General features: G+C 31.4%; 12 protein-coding genes. All 12 read left to right on the top strand.

The genetic code is table 11. The features are described from left to right. Window positions 1–11: 11 nt before the first annotated feature. Window positions 12–1,898, top strand: a complete 1,887-nt coding sequence (locus tag A8C32_RS01285; RefSeq protein WP_069828643.1) for an OmpA family protein — start codon at window positions 12–14, stop codon at window positions 1,896–1,898. Window positions 1,899–2,094: 196 nt separating this feature from the next. Continuing rightward, window positions 2,095–3,117 (top strand): Holliday junction branch migration DNA helicase RuvB, encoded by a 1,023-nt coding sequence (ruvB, locus tag A8C32_RS01280; RefSeq protein WP_069828642.1) that lies wholly within the window; start codon window positions 2,095–2,097, stop codon window positions 3,115–3,117. Window positions 3,118–3,161: 44 nt separating this feature from the next. Beyond that, entirely contained in the window at window positions 3,162–4,502 is a 1,341-nt protein-coding gene (locus tag A8C32_RS01275) for a cytochrome P450 (protein ID WP_069828641.1), read from the top strand. Beyond that, window positions 4,499–5,428: a tRNA epoxyqueuosine(34) reductase QueG gene (gene queG / locus A8C32_RS01270; protein WP_069828640.1), complete on the top strand. Its 930-nt coding sequence runs from the start codon at window positions 4,499–4,501 to the stop codon at window positions 5,426–5,428. The genes A8C32_RS01275 and queG overlap by 4 nt, the downstream gene beginning before the upstream one ends. Before the next feature lie 54 nt (window positions 5,429–5,482). Next, window positions 5,483–7,777: an NADP-dependent malic enzyme gene (locus tag A8C32_RS01265; protein ID WP_069828639.1), complete on the top strand. Its 2,295-nt coding sequence runs from the start codon at window positions 5,483–5,485 to the stop codon at window positions 7,775–7,777. 133 nt (window positions 7,778–7,910) lie between these two features. Next, window positions 7,911–8,492 (top strand): Holliday junction branch migration protein RuvA, encoded by a 582-nt coding sequence (gene ruvA / locus A8C32_RS01260; protein ID WP_069828638.1) that lies wholly within the window; start codon window positions 7,911–7,913, stop codon window positions 8,490–8,492. Window positions 8,493–8,498: 6 nt separating this feature from the next. After that, window positions 8,499–15,716, top strand: a complete 7,218-nt coding sequence (gene sov, locus A8C32_RS01255) for a T9SS outer membrane translocon Sov/SprA (RefSeq protein ID WP_069828637.1) — start codon at window positions 8,499–8,501, stop codon at window positions 15,714–15,716. Between the two features lie 124 nt (window positions 15,717–15,840). After that, window positions 15,841–16,221 carry a glycine cleavage system protein GcvH gene (gcvH, locus tag A8C32_RS01250; protein ID WP_069828636.1) on the top strand — a complete coding sequence of 127 codons (381 nt, stop codon included), beginning with the start codon at window positions 15,841–15,843 and terminating at the stop codon, window positions 16,219–16,221. Next, a complete protein-coding gene (locus A8C32_RS01245) occupies window positions 16,214–16,591 on the top strand; it encodes a VanZ family protein (protein ID WP_083253202.1) in 378 nt (125 codons plus the stop codon). Before gcvH ends, A8C32_RS01245 begins: the two co-directional genes overlap by 8 nt. A 60-nt stretch (window positions 16,592–16,651) precedes the next feature. Then, the gene (locus tag A8C32_RS01240; protein WP_069828635.1) at window positions 16,652–17,374 is read left to right on the top strand and encodes an energy transducer TonB; all 723 of its coding nucleotides are present in this window, start codon (window positions 16,652–16,654) and stop codon (window positions 17,372–17,374) included. 137 nt (window positions 17,375–17,511) lie between these two features. Continuing rightward, on the top strand, window positions 17,512–18,306 hold the full coding sequence (locus tag A8C32_RS01235; RefSeq protein ID WP_069828634.1) for an energy transducer TonB: 795 nt from the start codon (window positions 17,512–17,514) through the stop codon (window positions 18,304–18,306). A 183-nt stretch (window positions 18,307–18,489) separates the two neighbouring features. Further along, window positions 18,490–20,589 carry a gliding motility protein RemB gene (locus A8C32_RS01230; protein WP_069828633.1) on the top strand — a complete coding sequence of 700 codons (2,100 nt, stop codon included), beginning with the start codon at window positions 18,490–18,492 and terminating at the stop codon, window positions 20,587–20,589. The last annotated feature ends 126 nt before the right edge of the window (window positions 20,590–20,715 follow it).

Raw genomic sequence — 20,715 nt, 5'->3', positions numbered from 1 at the left:
ATTTTAATAATATGAAAAAATATACATACATACTTATATGCCTTTTATTTATTAGTGGAATAACACTGGCACAAAAAAGAAAATTAAAACGTGCAAATAAGCTTTTCGAAATGAGAGCTTATACTGAAGCTGCAGAAGTTTACGAAAATAAAGAGCGTAATCAAGAAGTGCTTCAAAATTTAGCAGATAGTTATTATTATAATACAAGTCTGCAAAAAGCAATAAAAACTTATAGAGAGTTGTTTCTTACTTACGGAGATTCCATTGATGTTGAATATTACTTTAGATATGGACAAGCTTTAAAAGGTATTAAAAATTATAAAGTAGCAGATAAGCATTTAAGCATATATTACAATAAAAGAGTAAATACTAATGCTTTCATTGAAGCCTTAGAAAAAATAACACCTCATACATTCAAATTAGAGCAAATTGATAATGAGAATTCTAGTAATGATTTTGGGTTATCATTTTATGGTAATAATAAAGTAGCTTTTGCTTCGGCAAGAAATACTAAAAACCCATCTTATTCATGGAACAAACTGCCTTATTTAGATTTATATAGTGCAACTTTGACACCTGAAAATGTTTTAGAAGACATAAAGGAGTTTTCAGAAGCTATAAATACAAGTTCGCATGAAAGTAATGCTATTTTTACTAAAGACGGTAAAACAATGTATTTTAATAGGACTAATACAACTCGTAAAAAAACGGATGCAATAAAAATAGCCCATGTTAAAATATATAAAGCAGAATTTGTAGATGGGAATTGGTCAAATGTAACAGCATTACCGTTTACATCTAATGTTTATAGTACAGAGCATCCAGCATTGAGTAAAGATGAAAAAACGTTATACTTTGCTAGTGATATGCCTGGGACATTAGGGAGTTTTGATATTTATAAAGTAGCAATAAATGATAATGGAACATATGGAGAACCAGAAAATTTAGGAACAACAATAAATACAAAACATAGAGAACAATTTCCGTTTATTAGTGAATTTAATGTGCTATATTTTTCATCAATTGGACATGAAGGCTACGGAGGATTGGATATTTTTAGAAGTAATATGGTTAATGATGGTTTTGATAAACCTGTTAACTTAGGAGGTTCAATTAATAGTAATTTGGATGACTTCGCCTATGTGGTAAAAGAGAAAGAAAATAAAGGTTTTTTATCCTCTAACAGAGCAGGGTATGATAGATTGTTTGGTTTTTATAGAGAAGAAAATATGTTAACTAAGTATCAAGTTGAAGGCATTGTACAAGATAAAAATAATGAAGAATTGCTAACAGGCTCTTTAGTAACATTATTTGATGAATCTGGGGCGGTAATTCAAGACACTATAGTAGGAGATGAAGCATATTATCTATTCAAAATAGAACCTAACAAAAAGTATAAGGTTAGAGGATCGCGTAAAGCGTATATTCCTCAAGATGTTGAATTCTCAACAGATAGTAAAGGTAAAGTACGGCATAATATTTATCTGTCTTTAGAGTCTTTTTCAGATGTTGAAGAACGTGTAAAAGAAAATGAAAAAGGAGATGTTAAAGTACAGTTGGATAAGATTTACTTTGATTTCGATAAGTCTAATATTCGTGAAGATGCAGCTGAGACTTTAAATGTGTTGGTAGATTTAATGAAAAAATATCCATCAATGGAAATAGAAGTATCAGCCCATACAGATGCAAGAGGGGCAGATCAGTATAATTTAGATTTATCTAAAAGTAGAGCAGCTTCAACTTTAGAATATTTAGTAAGTCAGGGTATAGATGGAAACCGATTAAAAAGTATTGGTTATGGCGAAATGCAACCCCTTAACAAGTGTGTGAAAGAAGGCATTTGTAATGATGAAGAATATGATATTAATAGACGTTGCGAGTTTACTATTATAAATTAATTAAATTCTTATTAAAGTAAAAACCTTGCTATAAATTTATAGTAAATTTTAAATAATCCTACCATTAATATTAAAAAGTCTTTCTGTTAGAGAAAGGCTTTTTCTTTATATTTGCTTGTATAGATTTATATCATTCCTACAAGACAACTAAAATTGAAACGAAATGTCTCCCTGATCACAATCGAAGGGCTTTAATATGAACGAAAACCTAGATCCAACAGACAATAATTTTTCACCAGAAGAATTAGATGTAGAAAAAAAATTAAGACCCCTAACGTTTAATGATTTTACGGGGCAGGATCAAGTATTGGAAAATCTTCAAATATTTGTTCAAGCAGCCAATTTACGTAGTGAAGCTTTAGATCATACCCTGTTTCATGGACCTCCAGGATTAGGAAAAACGACATTAGCAAACATTTTGGCTAATGAACTAAGTGTTGGTATAAAAATAACATCTGGACCTGTTTTAGATAAGCCAGGAGATTTAGCAGGGTTACTTACTAACCTTGAAGAACGAGATGTCTTGTTTATAGATGAAATACATCGATTAAGTCCAATAGTAGAAGAGTATTTGTATTCTGCTATGGAAGATTATAAAATCGACATCATGATTGAGTCTGGACCAAATGCTAGAACAGTACAGATTAATTTAAATCCATTTACATTAGTAGGAGCCACTACACGATCAGGGTTACTAACAGCCCCTATGCGTGCACGTTTTGGAATTCAAAGCAGGCTACAATATTATAAAACAGATTTACTAACAACTATTGTACAGAGAAGTGCTTCTATTTTAGAAGTACCAATTACAATGGAAGCAGCTATTGAAATAGCAGGACGAAGCCGAGGGACTCCTAGAATAGCAAATGCATTGTTGCGTCGTGTTCGGGATTTTGCTCAAATAAAAGGAAATGGAAGCATAGATATTAAAATATCTAAGTATGCACTTGAGGCACTAAATGTAGATGCTCATGGGTTAGATGAAATGGATAACAAAATTCTAACAACCATTATAGAAAAATTTAAAGGTGGACCAGTAGGAGTTTCAACCATAGCAACAGCAGTAAGCGAAAGCCCAGAAACTATTGAAGAGGTTTATGAGCCTTTTTTAATACAGCAAGGGTTTATTATGCGAACACCAAGAGGAAGAGAAGTGACAGAAGCGGCTTATAAACATTTAGGCAAAGTAAAAGGACCAACACAAGGCGGTTTATTTTAACATTTGTATAGTTTTTTAGGTTTAGAATCTTATAAATAAGGTGTATGACAAAGTATAAATATCCAAATAAACTTCCTTTTTATAAGTTCTTAAAAAAATCAACAGCCATTGCTAAAAACCCCATTCCGTTTCATAATAAATGGTTCAATGAAATAGGAGATACCTTTGCTATTAAATCTCCTTTTTATGGGCATATTATTTTAACGAGAGACGCAAAAATCACGAAGCATATTCTTCAAAAGAAACATAAAAGTTATTATAAATCTAAAATACAAACTACATATTTATCTAAATACGTAGGCTATGGTTTACTAACGTCTAGTGGTGATTATTGGTTAAAACAACGTAGATTAATTCAGCCAGCTTTTCATAAAGAAAAGATTCAGAATTTAGTAGAAATAATAGATAATACTATTAAAAATCAAGTAAACGAGATTAAAGATAACGGGCTTATAGATTTGTATCCAATAATGAATGAACTAGCTTTTGAGGTGGTAGCAAAATCATTATTTAATTTTTCAACCAATACAGACACCTTAAAAAGGCTCCAGTTTATTATTGAAAAACTACAGTTATTTATAGTCAAAGAATTAAGAATGCCTTATAAAAAATTATGGTATATTCTTAAAGGTGATATAAGATATCACATGAAATTGGTAAAAGAAAGTAGAATAATTATCAATACAATAATAAATCAAAGAAGAGATTCTAAAGGTACGCATGATGATTTATTAGATATGTTATTGCATGCTCAATATGAAGATGGCACAACCATGACTAATGAGCAATTAATAGATGAAATACTTATTCTATTTGTAGCAGGACATGAAACAACAGCAAATGCTCTAACATTTACATTAAAATTATTAGCTCAAAACAAGGCAGCTTTATCGAAGGTAGAAGAAGAAATTAGTGTTGTTAGTACTAAAAAAGTAACTCCATTAGAAGAGGTTAGTCAATTAAATTATATAAAATGCTGTGTCGAAGAAAGTTTACGTTTGTATCCGCCAGCTTGGATAACAGATAGAGTGAATATTGAAGATGATGTAATGGAAGAATATAGTTTAAAAAAAGGAACTATAATTGGAGCTTCTATATACGAGTTACACCGTAATAAAAAGTACTGGGAATCGCCAGATGAATTTATTCCAGAACGATTTTTGGAGGAAAATAGAAAGCAGATTATGTCATATTATATGCCATTTGGAGCAGGTCCAAGAATGTGTATTGGTAACAATTTTGCGATATATGAAATGATTTTAACAGTGGCTTCTATTATTAAAAAATTTAATATTTCCACTACAAATGAGGTTATAAAAGTAAACCCTTTAATTACTTTAAAACCAGTTGATGTGAAACTGAAATTTGTAGAAAAGGTATCATGATAAATTCTAAAAGTGATAATGCAAAACTTATAAAAGAGGAAGCTAAACGGCTTGGTTTTTTGTCCTGTGGTATAAGTAAATCACAATTTTTAGAAGAAGAAGCTCCGCGTTTAGAAAAGTGGTTAAATAAAAACATGAATGGGCAAATGCAATACATGGAAAACCATTTTGATAAACGTTTAGATCCAACAAAACTAGTTGAAGATTCCAAAAGTGTGATATCATTATTGCTAAATTATTATCCGCAAGAAAAACAACAAGATATAACAGCTCCAAAAATTAGTAAATATGCCTATGGAAGAGATTATCATTTTGTAATAAAAGATAAGCTTAAATCTCTTTTAAATTTTATTCAAGAAGAAATAGGAGAAGTACATGGGCGTGCATTTGTAGATTCGGCACCAGTTTTAGATAAAGCTTGGGCTGCAAAAAGTGGACTGGGCTGGATAGGGAAGCATAGTAATTTGTTAACCCAGCAAGTAGGTTCATTTTATTTTATAGCAGAATTAATTGTCGATTTAGATTTAGAATATGATAGTGCAACGACAGATCATTGTGGTACATGTACAGCATGTATAGATGCATGTCCTACTCAAGCTATTGTTGAACCTTATGTGGTAGATGGGAGTAAATGCATTTCATATTTTACAATAGAATTAAAAGAAAATATCCCAACAGAATTTAAAGGAAAAATGGACGATTGGATGTTTGGATGTGATGTATGCCAAGATGTTTGCCCTTGGAACAGGTTCTCAAAAACACATAATGAACCCTTGTTTAATCCACATCCAGAATTGTTATCCATAACAAAAAAAGACTGGGAAGAAATTACCGAAGATACTTTTAGAAAAGTATTTAAAAATTCTGCAGTAAAACGTACAAAGTATTCAGGTTTAAAAAGAAATATCAATTTTTTAAAAGATTAGTTGTTTCCTTAATAGGATTATTATCTTTGCTAGCTTAGTTAATTATCTATCCTTATGAGCGAAGAAAGTAAACGAAGAGAGGCACTTGTCTATCACGCAAAACCAACTCCAGGAAAAATAGAAGTTGTTCCAACCAAAAAATATGTGAGTCAAAGAGATTTGTCTTTAGCTTATTCTCCCGGTGTAGCAGCACCTTGTTTAGAAATTGAAAAAGATAAAAATGCGGCCTATAAATACACAGCAAAAGGAAACTTAGTTGCTGTGATTTCTAATGGAACAGCTGTTTTAGGTTTAGGGAATATTGGTCCAGAAGCTTCAAAACCAGTTATGGAAGGAAAAGGGCTTCTGTTTAAAATCTTTGCAGATATTGATGTTTTCGATATAGAAGTAGATACTGAAAATATTGAAGAGTTTATTCAAACCGTAAAGATGATAGCACCAACTTTTGGAGGTATTAATCTTGAAGATATAAAAGCTCCTGAAGCTTTTGAAATAGAAAGGCGTCTTAAAGAAGAGTTGGATATCCCAGTAATGCATGATGACCAACATGGTACAGCTATTATTTCTGCTGCAGCATTAATAAATGCGGTAGAACTTGCCGATAAAAAGATAGAAGATGTAAAAATAGTAGTAAGTGGTGCAGGAGCTGCAGCTATTTCGTGTTCACGTTTATATCAAGCTTTTGGTGCAAACCGTGAAAATATGGTTATGCTCGATAGTAAAGGCGTTATAAGAAAAGATAGAAGTAATTTAACTCCAGAAAAAGCTGAATTTGCAACCCATAGAAAAATAGATACGCTTGATGAAGCCATGAAAGATGCCGATGTTTTTATTGGTTTATCAATGGCTAATATTGTTTCTCCAGAGATGTTATTAACTATGGCAAAAAATCCAATTGTTTTTGCAATGGCTAATCCAGACCCAGAAATTAAATACGATATTGCTATAGCGACTCGAAAGGATATTATTATGGCAACTGGCCGTAGCGATCATCCTAATCAAGTAAATAATGTACTAGGTTTTCCATTTATTTTTAGAGGCGCTTTAGATGTACGTGCATCAAAAATTAATGAAGCTATGAAAATGGCAGCAGTTAAAGCATTGGCAAAATTAGCTAAAGAACCAGTTCCAGAACAAGTAAATATAGCCTATGGAGAAACTCGATTAGCATTTGGTAAAAATTATATCATACCTAAGCCTTTCGATCCACGTTTAATAGCCGAGGTACCTCCAGCAGTAGCAAAAGCAGCTATGGAAAGTGGAGTTGCTAAAACTACTATTACAGATTGGGAAAAATATAAAGACACGTTGTTAGAACGATTAGGTTCAGATAATAAATTAGTAAGATTGTTACTTAATAGAGCTAAATTAAGCCCAAAGCGTGTCGTCTTTGCTGAAGCAGATCAATTAAATGTAATAAAAGCAGCTCAAATAGTTTATGAAGAAGGTGTTGCACATCCTATCCTTTTAGGAAGAAAAGAAACGATAGAAGCTCTTATGGCAGAAATTGAATTTGATGCAGATATTCTTATTATTGATCCTAAAACAGAAGAAGAAAACGACCGTAAAAATAAATATGCTAAAGTATATTGGGAGCAGCGTAAACGTAGGGGAGTAACTTATTATTCTGCACAAAGATTAATGAGAGAGCGAAATTATTTTGCTGCGATGATGGTTAATGAAGGGGATGCAGATGCTTTAATATCTGGCTATTCTCGTAATTACCCAACGGTAGTAAAACCTATGCTAGAACTTATAGGGATGATGCCAGGTGTTAGTAAGGTGGCAACAACCAATTTAATGATGACAAAAAGAGGTCCACTATTTTTAAGTGATACCTCAATAAATATAGACCCTAGCGCTCAAGATTTAGCAAAAATTACGCAAATGACTTCTAAAGTTATTCAAATGTTTGGTTTAGACCCCGTATTAGCAATGGTTTCATACTCTAATTTCGGGTCTTCAAGTAACGAGAAGGCATCAAAAATAAGAGAAGCTGTTTCTTATTTACATAGTAATTGTCCAGATATGAATGTAGATGGAGAGTTGCAAACAGATTTTGCTTTAAATGATGAGATGCTTAAAGAGAAGTTTCCTTTTTCTAAATTAGTAGGTAAAAAAGTAAATGCGCTTATTTTTCCAAATTTAGACTCAGCAAATATTACCTATAAATTATTAAAAGAATTGAATCAAGCAGACTCTATAGGACCAATTATGATGGGTATGAAAAAACCAGTACATATTTTACAGTTAGGAGCAAGTGTCGATGAAATTGTAAACATGGCAGCAATTGCTGTTATTGATGCACAGTATAAAGAAAAATGGGAACAAAAAAAGACTCAAAAGTAATTAATATTAGTTGTGTTTTTGAATTTGTATAAATGAGAATTAAATTTTTTATTCTAATTAATTCATAGCATAACAGGAATAAATCTAATGCGAATAATTTTATTACTTTTGGTTGGTTAACGAATAACAATTCATGATAACACATATTCAAGGAAAACTTACAGAAAAAAACCCGACACATGTTGTCATTGATTGTAATGGTGTAGGGTATATGTTAAATATTTCATTACATACATATTCTCAAATTCCAGAAGGAGAACATTTAAAGTTATACACTCATCTTCAGGTTAAAGAAGATTCTCATACACTTTATGGGTTTTCATCTTTAGCAGAACGTGAGATTTTTAGACTGTTAATATCTGTTAGTGGTATAGGGGCTAGTATTGCACGTACCATGTTATCTTCATTAACACCAAAACAAGTGCGAGAAGGTATTGCAACTAGCGATGTCGCTTTAATACAATCTATAAAAGGAATAGGAGCAAAAACAGCACAACGTGTTATTTTAGATTTAAAAGATAAAATCTTAAAGATTTATGATATTGACGAAGTTTCTGTTACAAAAGGCAATACCAATAAAGATGAAGCGTTATCAGCTTTAGAAGTGCTTGGTTTTGTGAAAAAACAAGCAGAGCGCGTTGTGGATAAAATTATGATAGCGCAACCAGATGCTAACGTAGAAACTATTATTAAACAGGCTTTAAAAAATTTATAATATATTTTGAATAGAAGAACTAACCTTAAGTTTTATAAATCGATTAAAAGATCCGCGTTATTAGTTTTCTTATTATTTTATTCTTTTGTAACATGGTCTCAAGAACCTGTTAAAGATTCTGTTAAAACAGGATATAATATAGGGAAGATAAAAACGCCTAACCCAAACAGTGTAGAGTCAAAGTATACTTACGACCCTATAACGAATCGATACATTTATACTGAAAAAATAGGAAGTTATAATATTAATTACCCCGTTATTTTATCACCTAAAGAATATTATGCTTTAGTAGCTAAAGAAAATTTAAGAGCTTATTATAAAGAAAAAATAGATGCTTTTGATGGGAAAAAAGAAGGTGCTGAAGATGGGCGAAAAAATCTATTGCCTGAGTTTTATGTGAAATCAGATTTTTTCGAAACAATTTTTGGAGGTAATACTATTGAAGTTGTTCCTCAAGGATCTGTAGAGATGGATTTAGGGATCTTGTTTTCAAAACAAGATAACCCTTCATTTTCTCCAAGAAACAGAAGTAGTTTTACTTTCGATTTTGACCAACGTATAAGTTTAAGTTTATTAGGTAAAGTTGGTACGAGATTACAAGTAACAGCAAATTATGATACGCAATCAACTTTCGATTTTCAAAACCTTATAAAATTAGAATATACACCAACAGAAGATGATATTATTCAAAAAATAGAAGTTGGTAATGTAAGCATGCCATTAAACAGTTCTTTAATTACAGGAGCACAAAGTTTATTTGGTGTAAAAGCACAATTACAGTTTGGTAAAACGACAGTTACTGGTGTGTTTTCAGAACAAAAATCGCAAGGAAATACAGTAGTAGCCCAAGGAGGTGGTACAGTTGAAGAATTTGAATTATTTGTTAGAGATTATGATGAAAATAGGCACTTCTTTTTAGCGCAGTATTTTAGAGATACTTATGATAAATCTTTAAGTAATTATCCTTTTATAGATAATGGAGGACTCCAAATAACAAGATTAGAAGTTTGGTTAACAAATAGAAGTAATAGAACCGAAAATGTAAGAAACGTAGTGGCTCTTCAGGATTTAGGGGAGAATCAAAAAATAGACTCTTCAGTTAATATTTTACCTGGAGCGGGTATTTTACCAGATAACTCGAATAATGCTTTTGACCCAACAAATATTGGTGGAGCTAATTCACAATTAAATGAAAGTATTAGAGATATTGCTACGGTACAATCTGGAATTTTAGTGCCAGATGTAAGGGAAGGTGTAGGTTATGCTAAGTTAGAAAACGCTAGAAAATTAACTAATGGACAAGAATATAATTTAAATACAGAATTGGGGTATATTTCTTTAAACCAACGTTTAAATAATGATGAGGTTTTAGCAGTAGCATTTCAATATACCATTGGAGGGCAAGTTTATCAGGTAGGTGAATTTGCAAATGATGGAGTAAATGCAACAGATATTGAAACTAATAGTTCAGGAGAAGTAACCTCTGTTGTAAATACCAACTTAGTATTAAAGTTGTTAAAAAGTAGTGTGACTAACGTAGATCAACCTGTTTGGGATTTAATGATGAAGAATATCTACGATACAGGAGCCTATAACTTAAGTCAAGACGATTTTAAATTAAATATATTTTATAATGAGGCATCACCTTTAAATTTTATAACTCCAGTTGGTGGAAGTTTCGATGTTGATATAAATGGGAATACAGTTACATCTAATACGGCAGAAGAAAACCTAATAGAGAATGTGCCTTTATTAAGAGTGTTTAATTTAGACAAGCTTAACTTTAATAATGATCCACAATCAAAAGGAGATGGTTTTTTTGATTTTGTTCCAGGTATAACGGTTATACCTCAAAATGGAAAAATAGTTTTTACTAGTGCAGAACCTTTTGGGGAATATTTATTTAATGTCTTAGGAAATGGAAATTATAATAATGAGGCAACCTATAATGCAGATCAAGAAAAGTATGTATACGATGTATTATACAAATCAACAAAAACAGCAGCTTTAGAAGAAGTTGAGAAAAATAAATTCAAATTAAAAGGACGTTATAAATCTTCAGGAAGTGACGGTATCCCTATAGGCGCTTTTAATGTACCAAGAGGATCGGTTAGAGTTACTGCGGGAGGTCGTCTTTTAGTAGAAGGTATCGATTATACAGTGAATTATCAACTAGGACGTGTTCAAATTTTAGATGAAGCACTAAAAGCTTCTAACACTCCTATTGAAATTTCTACAGAAAATAACGCCGTTTTTGGTCAGCAAACAAGACGATTTACAGGGTTAAACGTAGAACATAAGTTTAATGAGAATTTTGTTTTAGGAGGTACATTATTAAATCTTAACGAACGCCCAATTACCCAAAAAGCAAATTATGGAACAGAGCCAATAAACAATACTATTTTTGGTATAAATGGTAATTATTCTACTAAAGTACCCTTTTTAACACGATTAGTGAATAAGTTACCTAATATAGATACCGATGCAGAATCTAATTTATCACTTAGAGGGGAGTTTGCTTATTTGGCTCCAGGAGCACCAAAGGGAACGAATCTTAATGGTGAAGCGACATCGTACGTTGATGATTTTGAAGGTTCACAAAACTCTATAGATTTGAAATCGCAACAATCTTGGTTTTTATCTAGTAGACCTTTAGATTTGGGGAGAACCTATATAGAAGGAGCAGAAGACGCTAATGGTGTTCAAAATGGATATGATAGAGCCTTGTTAAACTGGTATAGTATAGATCCTATTTTTTATAGTAGTAGACGACCTAGTGAAATATCAGACGAAGATGTTTCAGGTTTATATACCAGCCGTGTATTTATTAATGAGCTTTTCCCAGATAGAGATTTAGTACAAGGGCAAAACTCAGTATTGTTTACATTAGATTTAGCATATTATCCAGAAGAGCGTGGTCCTTATAATTTTGAGTCATCATCTTCAGATGGTACTATAGATAACCCTCAAAATGCATGGGCAGGTATAACAAGACAATTAACATCTACAGATTTTGAACAACAAAATGTAGAATATATTGAATTTTGGTTGCAAGATCCTTTTCAAGAAAATGTTACTAATCCAGGTGGGAAGTTGGTTTTTAATCTTGGTAATATATCTGAAGATATAGTTAAAGATGGTAGAAAATTATATGAAAACGGACTACCAAAAGATGGTAATGTTAGTTTATTACAACCAACAGATTGGGGAACCGTTGTTCCGCAAAATCAATCTCTAATTTATGCGTTTGATACAGAAGGGCAAGAACGGACAAATCAAGATGTAGGATATGATGGGTATGATGATGCAGAAGAAGCCAATATTTTTGGATCAAATTTTGGAGATGATCCAGCAAATGATAATTATAGATATTTCTTAAATGCAGAAGGTGGTATTTTTGAGCGTTATAAAAAGTTTAATGGCGTAGAAGGGAATACTCCAGATACTTTTTCAGATACTAATAGAGCAGCAAATACACAACCAGACGCAGAAGATATTAATCGTGATAATACTATGAATACGATTGATAGTTATTTTGAATACGAATTAGATCTTAATAGACAAAATTTACCACAAACTACAACGGAATTTGAAAGTCTTTCCGATAATAATGTATTAAAAGAGTTTTTAAGAGATTATAAAGAAACACCAAGACAACTTCCTAATGGAGAAAGCAAAAATGTTAGATGGTATCAATTTAGAATTCCAGTACAAGGTAGTCATGTTAAACCTGTAGGAGGAATTAGTGATTTAAGATCCATTAGATTTACCAGAGTATATCTTAAAGATTTTACAGAAGCTACAGTATTTCGTTTTGGAACTTTAGATTTAGTTAGAAGTGATTGGAGGCGATACACACAAACTTTAGATAAAGAAACAGGAACAGCAGCAGAAGATCCAGATACAGATTTTTCTGTAGGTATTATTGGTACATTAGAGAATGAAGGAAGTTACCAGAGTCCTCCAGGAATAGATCCAGAAGAGTTATTTAATAATAATACAGTAGTAAGGCAAAACGAGCAATCGTTAGTAGTGAAGGTGTGTGATTTGGAATCTCAAGATTCTAGAGCTGTTTATAAAAACATCAATATAGATATGCGTCAATATAAACGTTTAAGAATGTTTATGCACGCAGAAGACAATAGTGATTCAGGAACAGGTGATCTTGAAAATGATGATTTAGTTGGGTTCATTAGAATGGGTAATGATTTGACTGAGAATTTCTATCAAATAGAAATCCCATTACGGGTTTCTACATCGACAACAAGAGAAGGGTTATGGTTACCAGAAAATGAAATAAATTTACCAATAGAGGTTTTAGGTAAAATTAAGGCTGAAGGTATTTCAGATATGACATTAGGGAATGAAGATCCTACATTTTATGATGTTGTAGATGACAATGTAACAAAAGTAAACGATCCATTTAGTGGTTATGTTTTGGGGCAACACCGTGTAGGTATAAAAGGTAATCCTAATTTTGGAGATATAAGAACGCTTATGGTTGGGGTTAAAAGTAGGTCTAGCGCAAACGATATTTGTGCCGAAGTTTGGTTTAATGAATTACGTTTATCAGATCTAGAGAATGAAGGAGGCTGGGCAGCTGTAGTAAGTCTGGATACTAATATTGCCGATTTTGCTACTATTAGTGCAACAGGTAGTAAAAGTACTTCTGGTTTTGGTGGTATCGAGCAAGGTCCTAGTGAGCGTAGTTTGGAAGATGTACAGCAGTATGATGTTGTTACTAATATTAATGTTGGACAATTACTACCAAAAAAATGGGGTATTCAAGTGCCGTTTAACTATGGACAAAGCGAAGAGCTTATTACACCTAAATACGATCAATCTTATAAAGATTTAACTTTAGATTCTAGATTAGAAGCAGCAGATAGCGAAGAAGAAAAAGAAAAAATAAAACAACGATCTGAAGATTATACAAAACGTCAAAGTATCAATTTTATAGGTGTTAGAAAAACGCGAACAACAGATGCTAAACCACGTTTTTATGATGTAGAAAATTTAACTTTAAATTACTCATATAATAAAGTTCAACATAGAGATTTCGAAATTGAAAATTCCGTAAATAAAACAGTGCGTGTTGGTGCTAATTATGCACATAATTTTAATCCAATTACAGTAGAACCGTTTAAGAATAATGATTCCTTATTTACAGGGAAATATTGGAAAATTTTAAAGGACTTTAATTTTAATTTATTACCATCTAGTTTTACAATTAATACAGATGTAAACAGACAGTTTAATAAGCAGAAATTTAGAGAAGTCGGTCTTAGTAATGACGATATATCTGTTGAAGAATTGTTTAGAAGAAATTACACATTCGATTTTCAATATAGTGTTAATTACAACCTAACAAATTCATTACAATTAAACTTTACAGCGGATAGAAATAATATAGTACGTAATTATTATAAGGATAACGATTTAATAAGAGGAGAGCAAGACGATACATTAGATGTTTGGGATGGCCTATTAGATGTTGGAGATCCTAACAGACAAAGTCAAGATTTAGGGATTACCTATCAATTACCAATAAATAAAATACCAACATTTAGCTTTTTAGATGCAACTTATCAATATACAGGTAATTTTCAATGGCAAAAAGGTTCCGATTTATATGGTGAAATAACAGAAGGAGACATTAATACAGTTCAGAATTCAAGTGTTCATAATATTAATACAACCTTAGATATGAAAAGGTTCTATAAATATATAGGTTTAGTTAAAAAACCAATAAGACGGGTGAGAAGTAGAAATACAGGAACTAAAAGCGGAACACCGCCGGGAGCAGAAAAAGATAAAGAAAAACAGCCTAAATCAAGAAGTAAATCTGTTACTAAATTATTAAATGCAGGTATTGATATTTTAACAAGTATTAAAAGAATTCAGTTTAACTATTCTGAAAACAATGGTACATTTTTACCAGGCTTTACACAAACACCTGGATTTGTAGGTACAGTAAAACCAACATTAGGTTTTACTCTAGGGAGCCAAAGTGATATTAGAGATTTAGTAGCAAGAAAAGGTTGGTTAACAGCTTTTGATGGATTTAATCAACAGTATACAACAACAAACACGAAACAGCTTGATATGTCTGCTAGTTTAGAGCCAGTAAAAGATTTAAAAATAGATATTGTTGGAAACAGAGCGTATAATGAAAATTTCACAGAGAATTTTAATGTAGAAAATGGTGTGTACAACCATCTTACCCCTAACACATTTGGAAACTTTAATATCTCTACTATTTTAATTAAAACAGCATTTAGCAAAAGTGATGAAGCCGTTTCTGAGCCTTTTGATGATTTTAGAACAAACAGATTGAAAATAGCCGATAGACTTGCTGAAAAATTTTACGGGAATACATCATATGGTAGAGATGCAGAAGGCTATCCATTAGGATTTGGTAAAAACAGTCAAAAGGTATTATTACCATCATTTTTAGCAGCCTATTCTGGGCAAGACGCTAATAAGGTTCAAACTAGAGCTTTTAGAGATGTACCAATTCCTAACTGGGATTTAAAGTATACGGGTTTTATGAAATTTAAATGGTTCAAAAAACGCTTTAAACGTTTTTCTGTAACACATGGATATCGTTCAACATATACTATTAATCAATTTAGTACAAACTTAGATTTTACTAGAGGAAATCCAAATATTGATATAGCTGATCAATCAGAAGCTGTAGATCAATCAGGGAATTTTAAAAATGAAAGATTACTTAGTAATATAAACTTAACAGAACAGTTTAGTCCCTTAGTTAGAGTAGACTTTGAAATGAAAAATTCAATTAAAATTCTTGCAGAAGTAAAAAAGGACAGATTATTATCGCTTAGTTTTGATAATAATTTAATGACAGAAGTTCAAGGTAATGAATATATAGTTGGATTAGGTTACAGGATTAAAGACTTACGTATACGTTCTAAGTTAGCAGGACCACAAAAACGTATTGTTAGTGATTTAAATATGAAAGCAGATGTCTCTGTAAGAAATAATAAAACAATTATTAGATACCTAGACTTGGAGAATAATCAAGTGACTTCGGGACAAACCATATGGGGAATAAAGTATTCCGCAGATTATGCATTTAGTAAAAACTTAACGGCGTTATTTTATTTTGATTATTCGTTTTCAGAATACGCTATTTCTACAGCATTTCCACAAACAACTATTAGATCTGGATTTACAATCAGATATAATTTTGGAAATTAATAGGTTAAACCAATAAAATTTCAAAATGATTTATAATAGTCATTTTGAAGTTTAACTAATATAGAGTTTGAATTTAAGATTTGAATAAATACATTTGCTTCATAAATAACTTTAAATTATTATAATGAATATTCCATCAGAATTAAAGTATACTAAAGACCACGAGTGGATTAAAGTAGATGGCGACGTTGCCACAATAGGTATTACAGATTTTGCACAAAGTGAATTAGGTGATATTGTATATGTAGAAGTTGAAACGGTTGATGAGACCCTAGAAGCTGAAGAAATTTTTGGAACAGTTGAAGCAGTTAAAACTGTATCAGATTTATTTTTACCATTATCTGGTGAGATTATAGAATTTAATGAAGCTTTAGAAGATGAACCAGAAAAAGTAAATACAGATCCTTATGGAGCTGGATGGATGATCAAGTTAAAATGTTCAGATCTTTCTCAAGTAGATGGACTAATGTCTGCAGATGATTATAAAACACTTATAGGTGCTTAAAAAGGTTACTCTTATAATAACTTTAGCATATTCAGTAGCTTTATCTACAGTTAGCTTAATTAGACTAAATAACCTTCCAGATGTAGGTGTTTCTTTTGGAGATAAAATATTTCATTTTTTAGCGTATTGTTTATTAACACTTCTTTGGTTTAGTGTGTTTCTGCTAGTCTTTAATTTAAAAAAAAAGAAAGCTATATACTTTGCTGTAATTTTTGCTATAGTATTTGGTATAGTTATTGAAGTACTACAAGATACTATGACAGAGTCAAGAGCCTTAGATGTTTATGATGTTGTAGCAAATACAATGGGAGCATTATTAGCATCGTTAGTACTTTGGTTTAAAAAGAAGTTGTATATTAAAAACTTCTAAACACTTGCTTTTTTGGCAAATAAATAGTTATTTTAGCAATCTTGATAAATGATTTAAATTATGGAACCTAAAAAAAATCCTAAAGCAAATGTTGGACGTAACAGTTCACTATATTTCGCAATTGGTTTAGCGTTAATGTTATTTTTAACAAACTTCGCTATCAATTATAAAACCTATGATAAAGCTGATATAGATATAGGTCAGTTACATATGGACGAGGAATTAGAAGAAGAAATTCCAATTACAGAGCAAATACAAACACCGCCACCGCCACCACCGCCACCACCAGCTGCGCCAGAAGTGATTGAGATTGTTGAGGATGAGGTTGAGATTGAAGAAACTGTTATAGAATCTTCTGAGGTTGATCAAGAAACTGAAATCGTAGAGGTTGAAGAAGTAGAGGTAGTAGAAGTGGAAGAAGATATAGATGTACCATTTTCAGTTATTGAAAACGTACCAGTTTTTCCAGGTTGCGAAAAAGGAAGTAATAATCAAAAAAGAGCATGTATGTCTAAAAAGATATCTGCTTTTGTAAATAAAAAGTTTAATACAGAGTTAGCTAGTGATTTAGGATTATCTGGAAGACAACGTATTAATGTTATATTTAAAATAGATAAAACAGGAAATATAACTGGTATTCGTGCTAGAGCTCCACACCCAGGATTAGAGAAAGAAGCTGCTCGTGTTATTGGATTGTTACCAAAAATGAAACCAGGAAAACAACGTGGGAAACCAGTAAATGTTCCATACTCGTTACCTATAATTTTTCAAGTACAAGATTAAATTATTCTTGAAATAAGGAAGCTTAGCACAGTCTAGGTCTTAATATAAAATCCCGTTACAAAATTTGTAACGGGATTTCTTTTTTGGTATGCTTATTGCAACTTTATCATAATATTAACATTTAAACTATAATAATTATGAGCAATTTAAAAAAAGCTCACGAACTCATTCGGCAAAATGAGCAAATCGTGAAAAAATCACAAAAGCATGATGCAAATTTACAAAAAAACTCAACCCTTTATTTTCAAATAGGACTAATTGTATGCTTGATGACCGTTTATGGCTTATTTGAGATGAAATTTGAGACAGCTATTACTCAAAAACTAGCATACGTTAATCCAGTTGAAGATCCAACAGAAGTTATTATTAGTAACATTAAAGTTTATGTAGAGCCTGTGAAAGAGGTTAAGCCTAAGCCTAAAAAAACAGTGACTATTACTGAAGATCCCGTAATTGTTGAGAACGAAGATCCTGAAAAAGAGGACGTGTTAGATACTCCAGATACAGAAGTTCCTCAAGAAAAACCTATTGCTATAAGCGATGTTAAGCTTGTAGATAAACCAGAAGAGGGAGGAAATGTATCGTTCATAGCAATACAAGATGCTCCAATTTATCCCGGTTGTGAAAAAGCAAAGAATAATAAAGAAAGAAAAAAATGCATGTCAAAAAAAATTGCAAAGCTGATTCAGAGAAGATTTGATGGTTCTGTAGCATCAGACTATGGTTTATCTGGAAGACAAAAAATAGATGTGCAGTTTACTATTGATAAAACAGGACATGTTACAGCTATAAAAACAAGAGCGCCACACCCTAAGTTAGAAGAGGAAGCTGTTAAAGTTATTAATGTTATCCCAGAAATGAAACCAGGCAGACAACATAATAAAAATGTGGGCGTTATTTATACATTACCAATAGTATTCGATGTGTTATAAAACATTACAATTTTAAGTTTTAAAGACCGCTATCTTTTATTAGATAGCGGTTTTTTATTAAAAAAGAGTGTTTAATTGGTGTTAGGGTTATAGTATAGAAATAGATTCAAATGTTTCTTGTAGATACAAAAACCTAAAAAAAATAGTATCTTTCGATCTTAAATTAACCCTCAACAAGAACCTATGAAGAAATTCATTGTACTTCTCTTATTTTTAGTTCAATACAATAGTTATTCTCAAAAAGATTTTTCGTTAGAAAAGCCACCAGTTTTTAGTAGTTGTAAAGGCGTAGTAATAGATTCTTTACAACAATGTTTTGATAGTAATATATTCATACATATTTATGAAAATTTTAAAGTTCCAGAACGTGTAGATAAAGAAAGTTATAAAGGAGAAGTTGTCGTTTTATTTGAAGTAGATACTATTGGAGCATTTAGAGTTATTTATACAGATGCTGTTTATAAAGAATTGAAAGATGAAGCATTACGAGTGTTTTCTATGTTACCAAGAATAGAACCAGCTACTTATAATGGTAGAAAAACATATAAACAATATGCTATTCCTATTAAAATCCCTTTGGTAAATCAAGCAATTACAACACGGGATTTAGGTAAAAAAAATAAACTATCTAGGTTAGAGGTAGAAGCTAAGGCTGAATTTGATAATGTAAATAAATCATTAAAGACATTTGATAATAAAAGATATAAAAGTCAATTAAATATTCAATTTACACATAGCGATTATTCTAGGTTTGATAAATCTATGAACCTTGTTGGAACAAATAGTCACACAGCTTCCAAACCATTAATGTATCAAGATGTTGCAAAGTATTACGATTTTAAAGAAGAAAAAGGAAAACTATTAAAGGAAACTGATACTTGGTTAGGAAAAAAACTTTGGAATGAACACTTAGTGCAATTACAAAGTGACAATTATTGGTTTACTGTAGACCCTATTTTAGATTTACAAGTAGGAAGAGATACAGAAGCAGATTTTAGCTCAACATTTAATAACACCAGAGGTTTTTTGGTTCAAGGTGGTTTAGGTGAAAAACTGAATTTTTATGCATCGGTTTTTGAAAGTCAAGGCCGTTTTGCAGAATATGTAAATGCATATGCAGAAAGTTTAAAGGCTTTTGGACCAGATCCAGCAATTATTCCTGGGCGTGGTATAGCAAAACGATTTAAAACAGATGCTTACGATTATCCTGCTGCAGAAGCATATTTATCTTATACGCCAGCTGATTTTTTAAATATTCAATTTGGGCATGGTAAAAATTTTATTGGAGATGGTTACCGTTCATTATTGTTAGGAGATGTAGCAAGCCCACATCCTTTTTTAAAGCTAAATACCAAGTTTTGGAAAATAAAATATACAAATACGTGGACTTGGTTAAAAGATGTTAGACCAGAAGTTACAGAAGATGGTGCATTTTTAACCAAATATATAGCAAACCATTATTTAAGTTGGAATGTTTCTAAACGTTTTAATTTGGGTTTATTTGAATCGGTGATTTGGACAAACTCAAATGATAGAGGTTTTGATATAAATTATTTAAACCCTATTATATTTTATAGAGCTATAGAATTTGAAACAGGTCAAGATGCAGGAAATGCTATTATTGGAGCTTCGGCAAAATATAAGTTAAACGACAATGTAAATATATATAGTCAGTTTATTTTAGATGAATTTTCTTTAAGCGATGTAAAAGCAGGAGAGAGAAGTTGGAAAAATAAATATGGATATCAATTAGGCGTTAAGTATTACGATGCTTTTAAAGTGAATAACTTATTACTTCAGTTTGAATATAACAGAGTACGTCCGTATACTTATTCGCATAATACGGTAGCTACAAATTATGGGCACAATAATCAATCTATGGCGCATTTATGGGGCGCAAATTTTAGTGAAGCCATTTTAATTGGCCGTTATCATTATAAACGTTGGTTTGCAGATGCTAAATTAATTTTTGGTGTTCAAGGTTTAGATATTAATGATGGTACCGATAATTTTAGTTACGGAGCAAATGTTTATAGAGATTATGATGATAGACCTTTTGATACAGGTGTAGAAATAGGACAAGGAATAAAAACAAAAACGTTTAATGGTAATCTACAAGTAGGTTATATTATTAATCCTGCCTCTAATTTAAAAGTATTTGCAGATATTACTGTTAGAGATTTTAATCCAGAATCTACTACGGCTTCAACTGTTAAAAGTAATACTGTTTGGTTTAATTTTGGAATTAGAACCGATTTGTTTAATTGGTATTTTGATTTTTAATTCATTTTCTTAAAGAAACTTATTTTTGTTTTAAGGCGGCTTTTTTTCTTTTAAAGGACTTGTTTATAGAGGATGAAGACAAGTTTTTAGGTTTGCTAGAATTTTTGCGTTAGGGATAGCAATGGA

This window comes from Flavivirga aquatica (assembly GCF_001747085.1).
GTDB lineage: Bacteria > Bacteroidota > Bacteroidia > Flavobacteriales > Flavobacteriaceae > Algibacter_C > Algibacter_C aquatica.
Note: the sequence above shows the minus strand (reverse complement) of the source record. Positions and strands in the feature narration are given on the sequence as shown.

Excerpts from the sequence above, each read along its gene's own strand:
- A8C32_RS01285 (WP_069828643.1), top strand. The coding sequence starts at position 12 with ATGAAAAAATATACATACATACTTATATGCCTTTTATTTATTAGTGGA.
- ruvB (WP_069828642.1), top strand. The coding sequence starts at position 2,095 with ATGAACGAAAACCTAGATCCAACAGACAATAATTTTTCACCAGAAGAA.
- A8C32_RS01275 (WP_069828641.1), top strand. The coding sequence starts at position 3,162 with ATGACAAAGTATAAATATCCAAATAAACTTCCTTTTTATAAGTTCTTA.
- queG (WP_069828640.1), top strand. The coding sequence starts at position 4,499 with ATGATAAATTCTAAAAGTGATAATGCAAAACTTATAAAAGAGGAAGCT.
- A8C32_RS01265 (WP_069828639.1), top strand. The coding sequence starts at position 5,483 with ATGAGCGAAGAAAGTAAACGAAGAGAGGCACTTGTCTATCACGCAAAA.
- ruvA (WP_069828638.1), top strand. The coding sequence starts at position 7,911 with ATGATAACACATATTCAAGGAAAACTTACAGAAAAAAACCCGACACAT.
- gcvH (WP_069828636.1), top strand. The coding sequence starts at position 15,841 with ATGAATATTCCATCAGAATTAAAGTATACTAAAGACCACGAGTGGATT.
- A8C32_RS01240 (WP_069828635.1), top strand. The coding sequence starts at position 16,652 with ATGGAACCTAAAAAAAATCCTAAAGCAAATGTTGGACGTAACAGTTCA.
- A8C32_RS01235 (WP_069828634.1), top strand. The coding sequence starts at position 17,512 with ATGAGCAATTTAAAAAAAGCTCACGAACTCATTCGGCAAAATGAGCAA.
- A8C32_RS01230 (WP_069828633.1), top strand. The coding sequence starts at position 18,490 with ATGAAGAAATTCATTGTACTTCTCTTATTTTTAGTTCAATACAATAGT.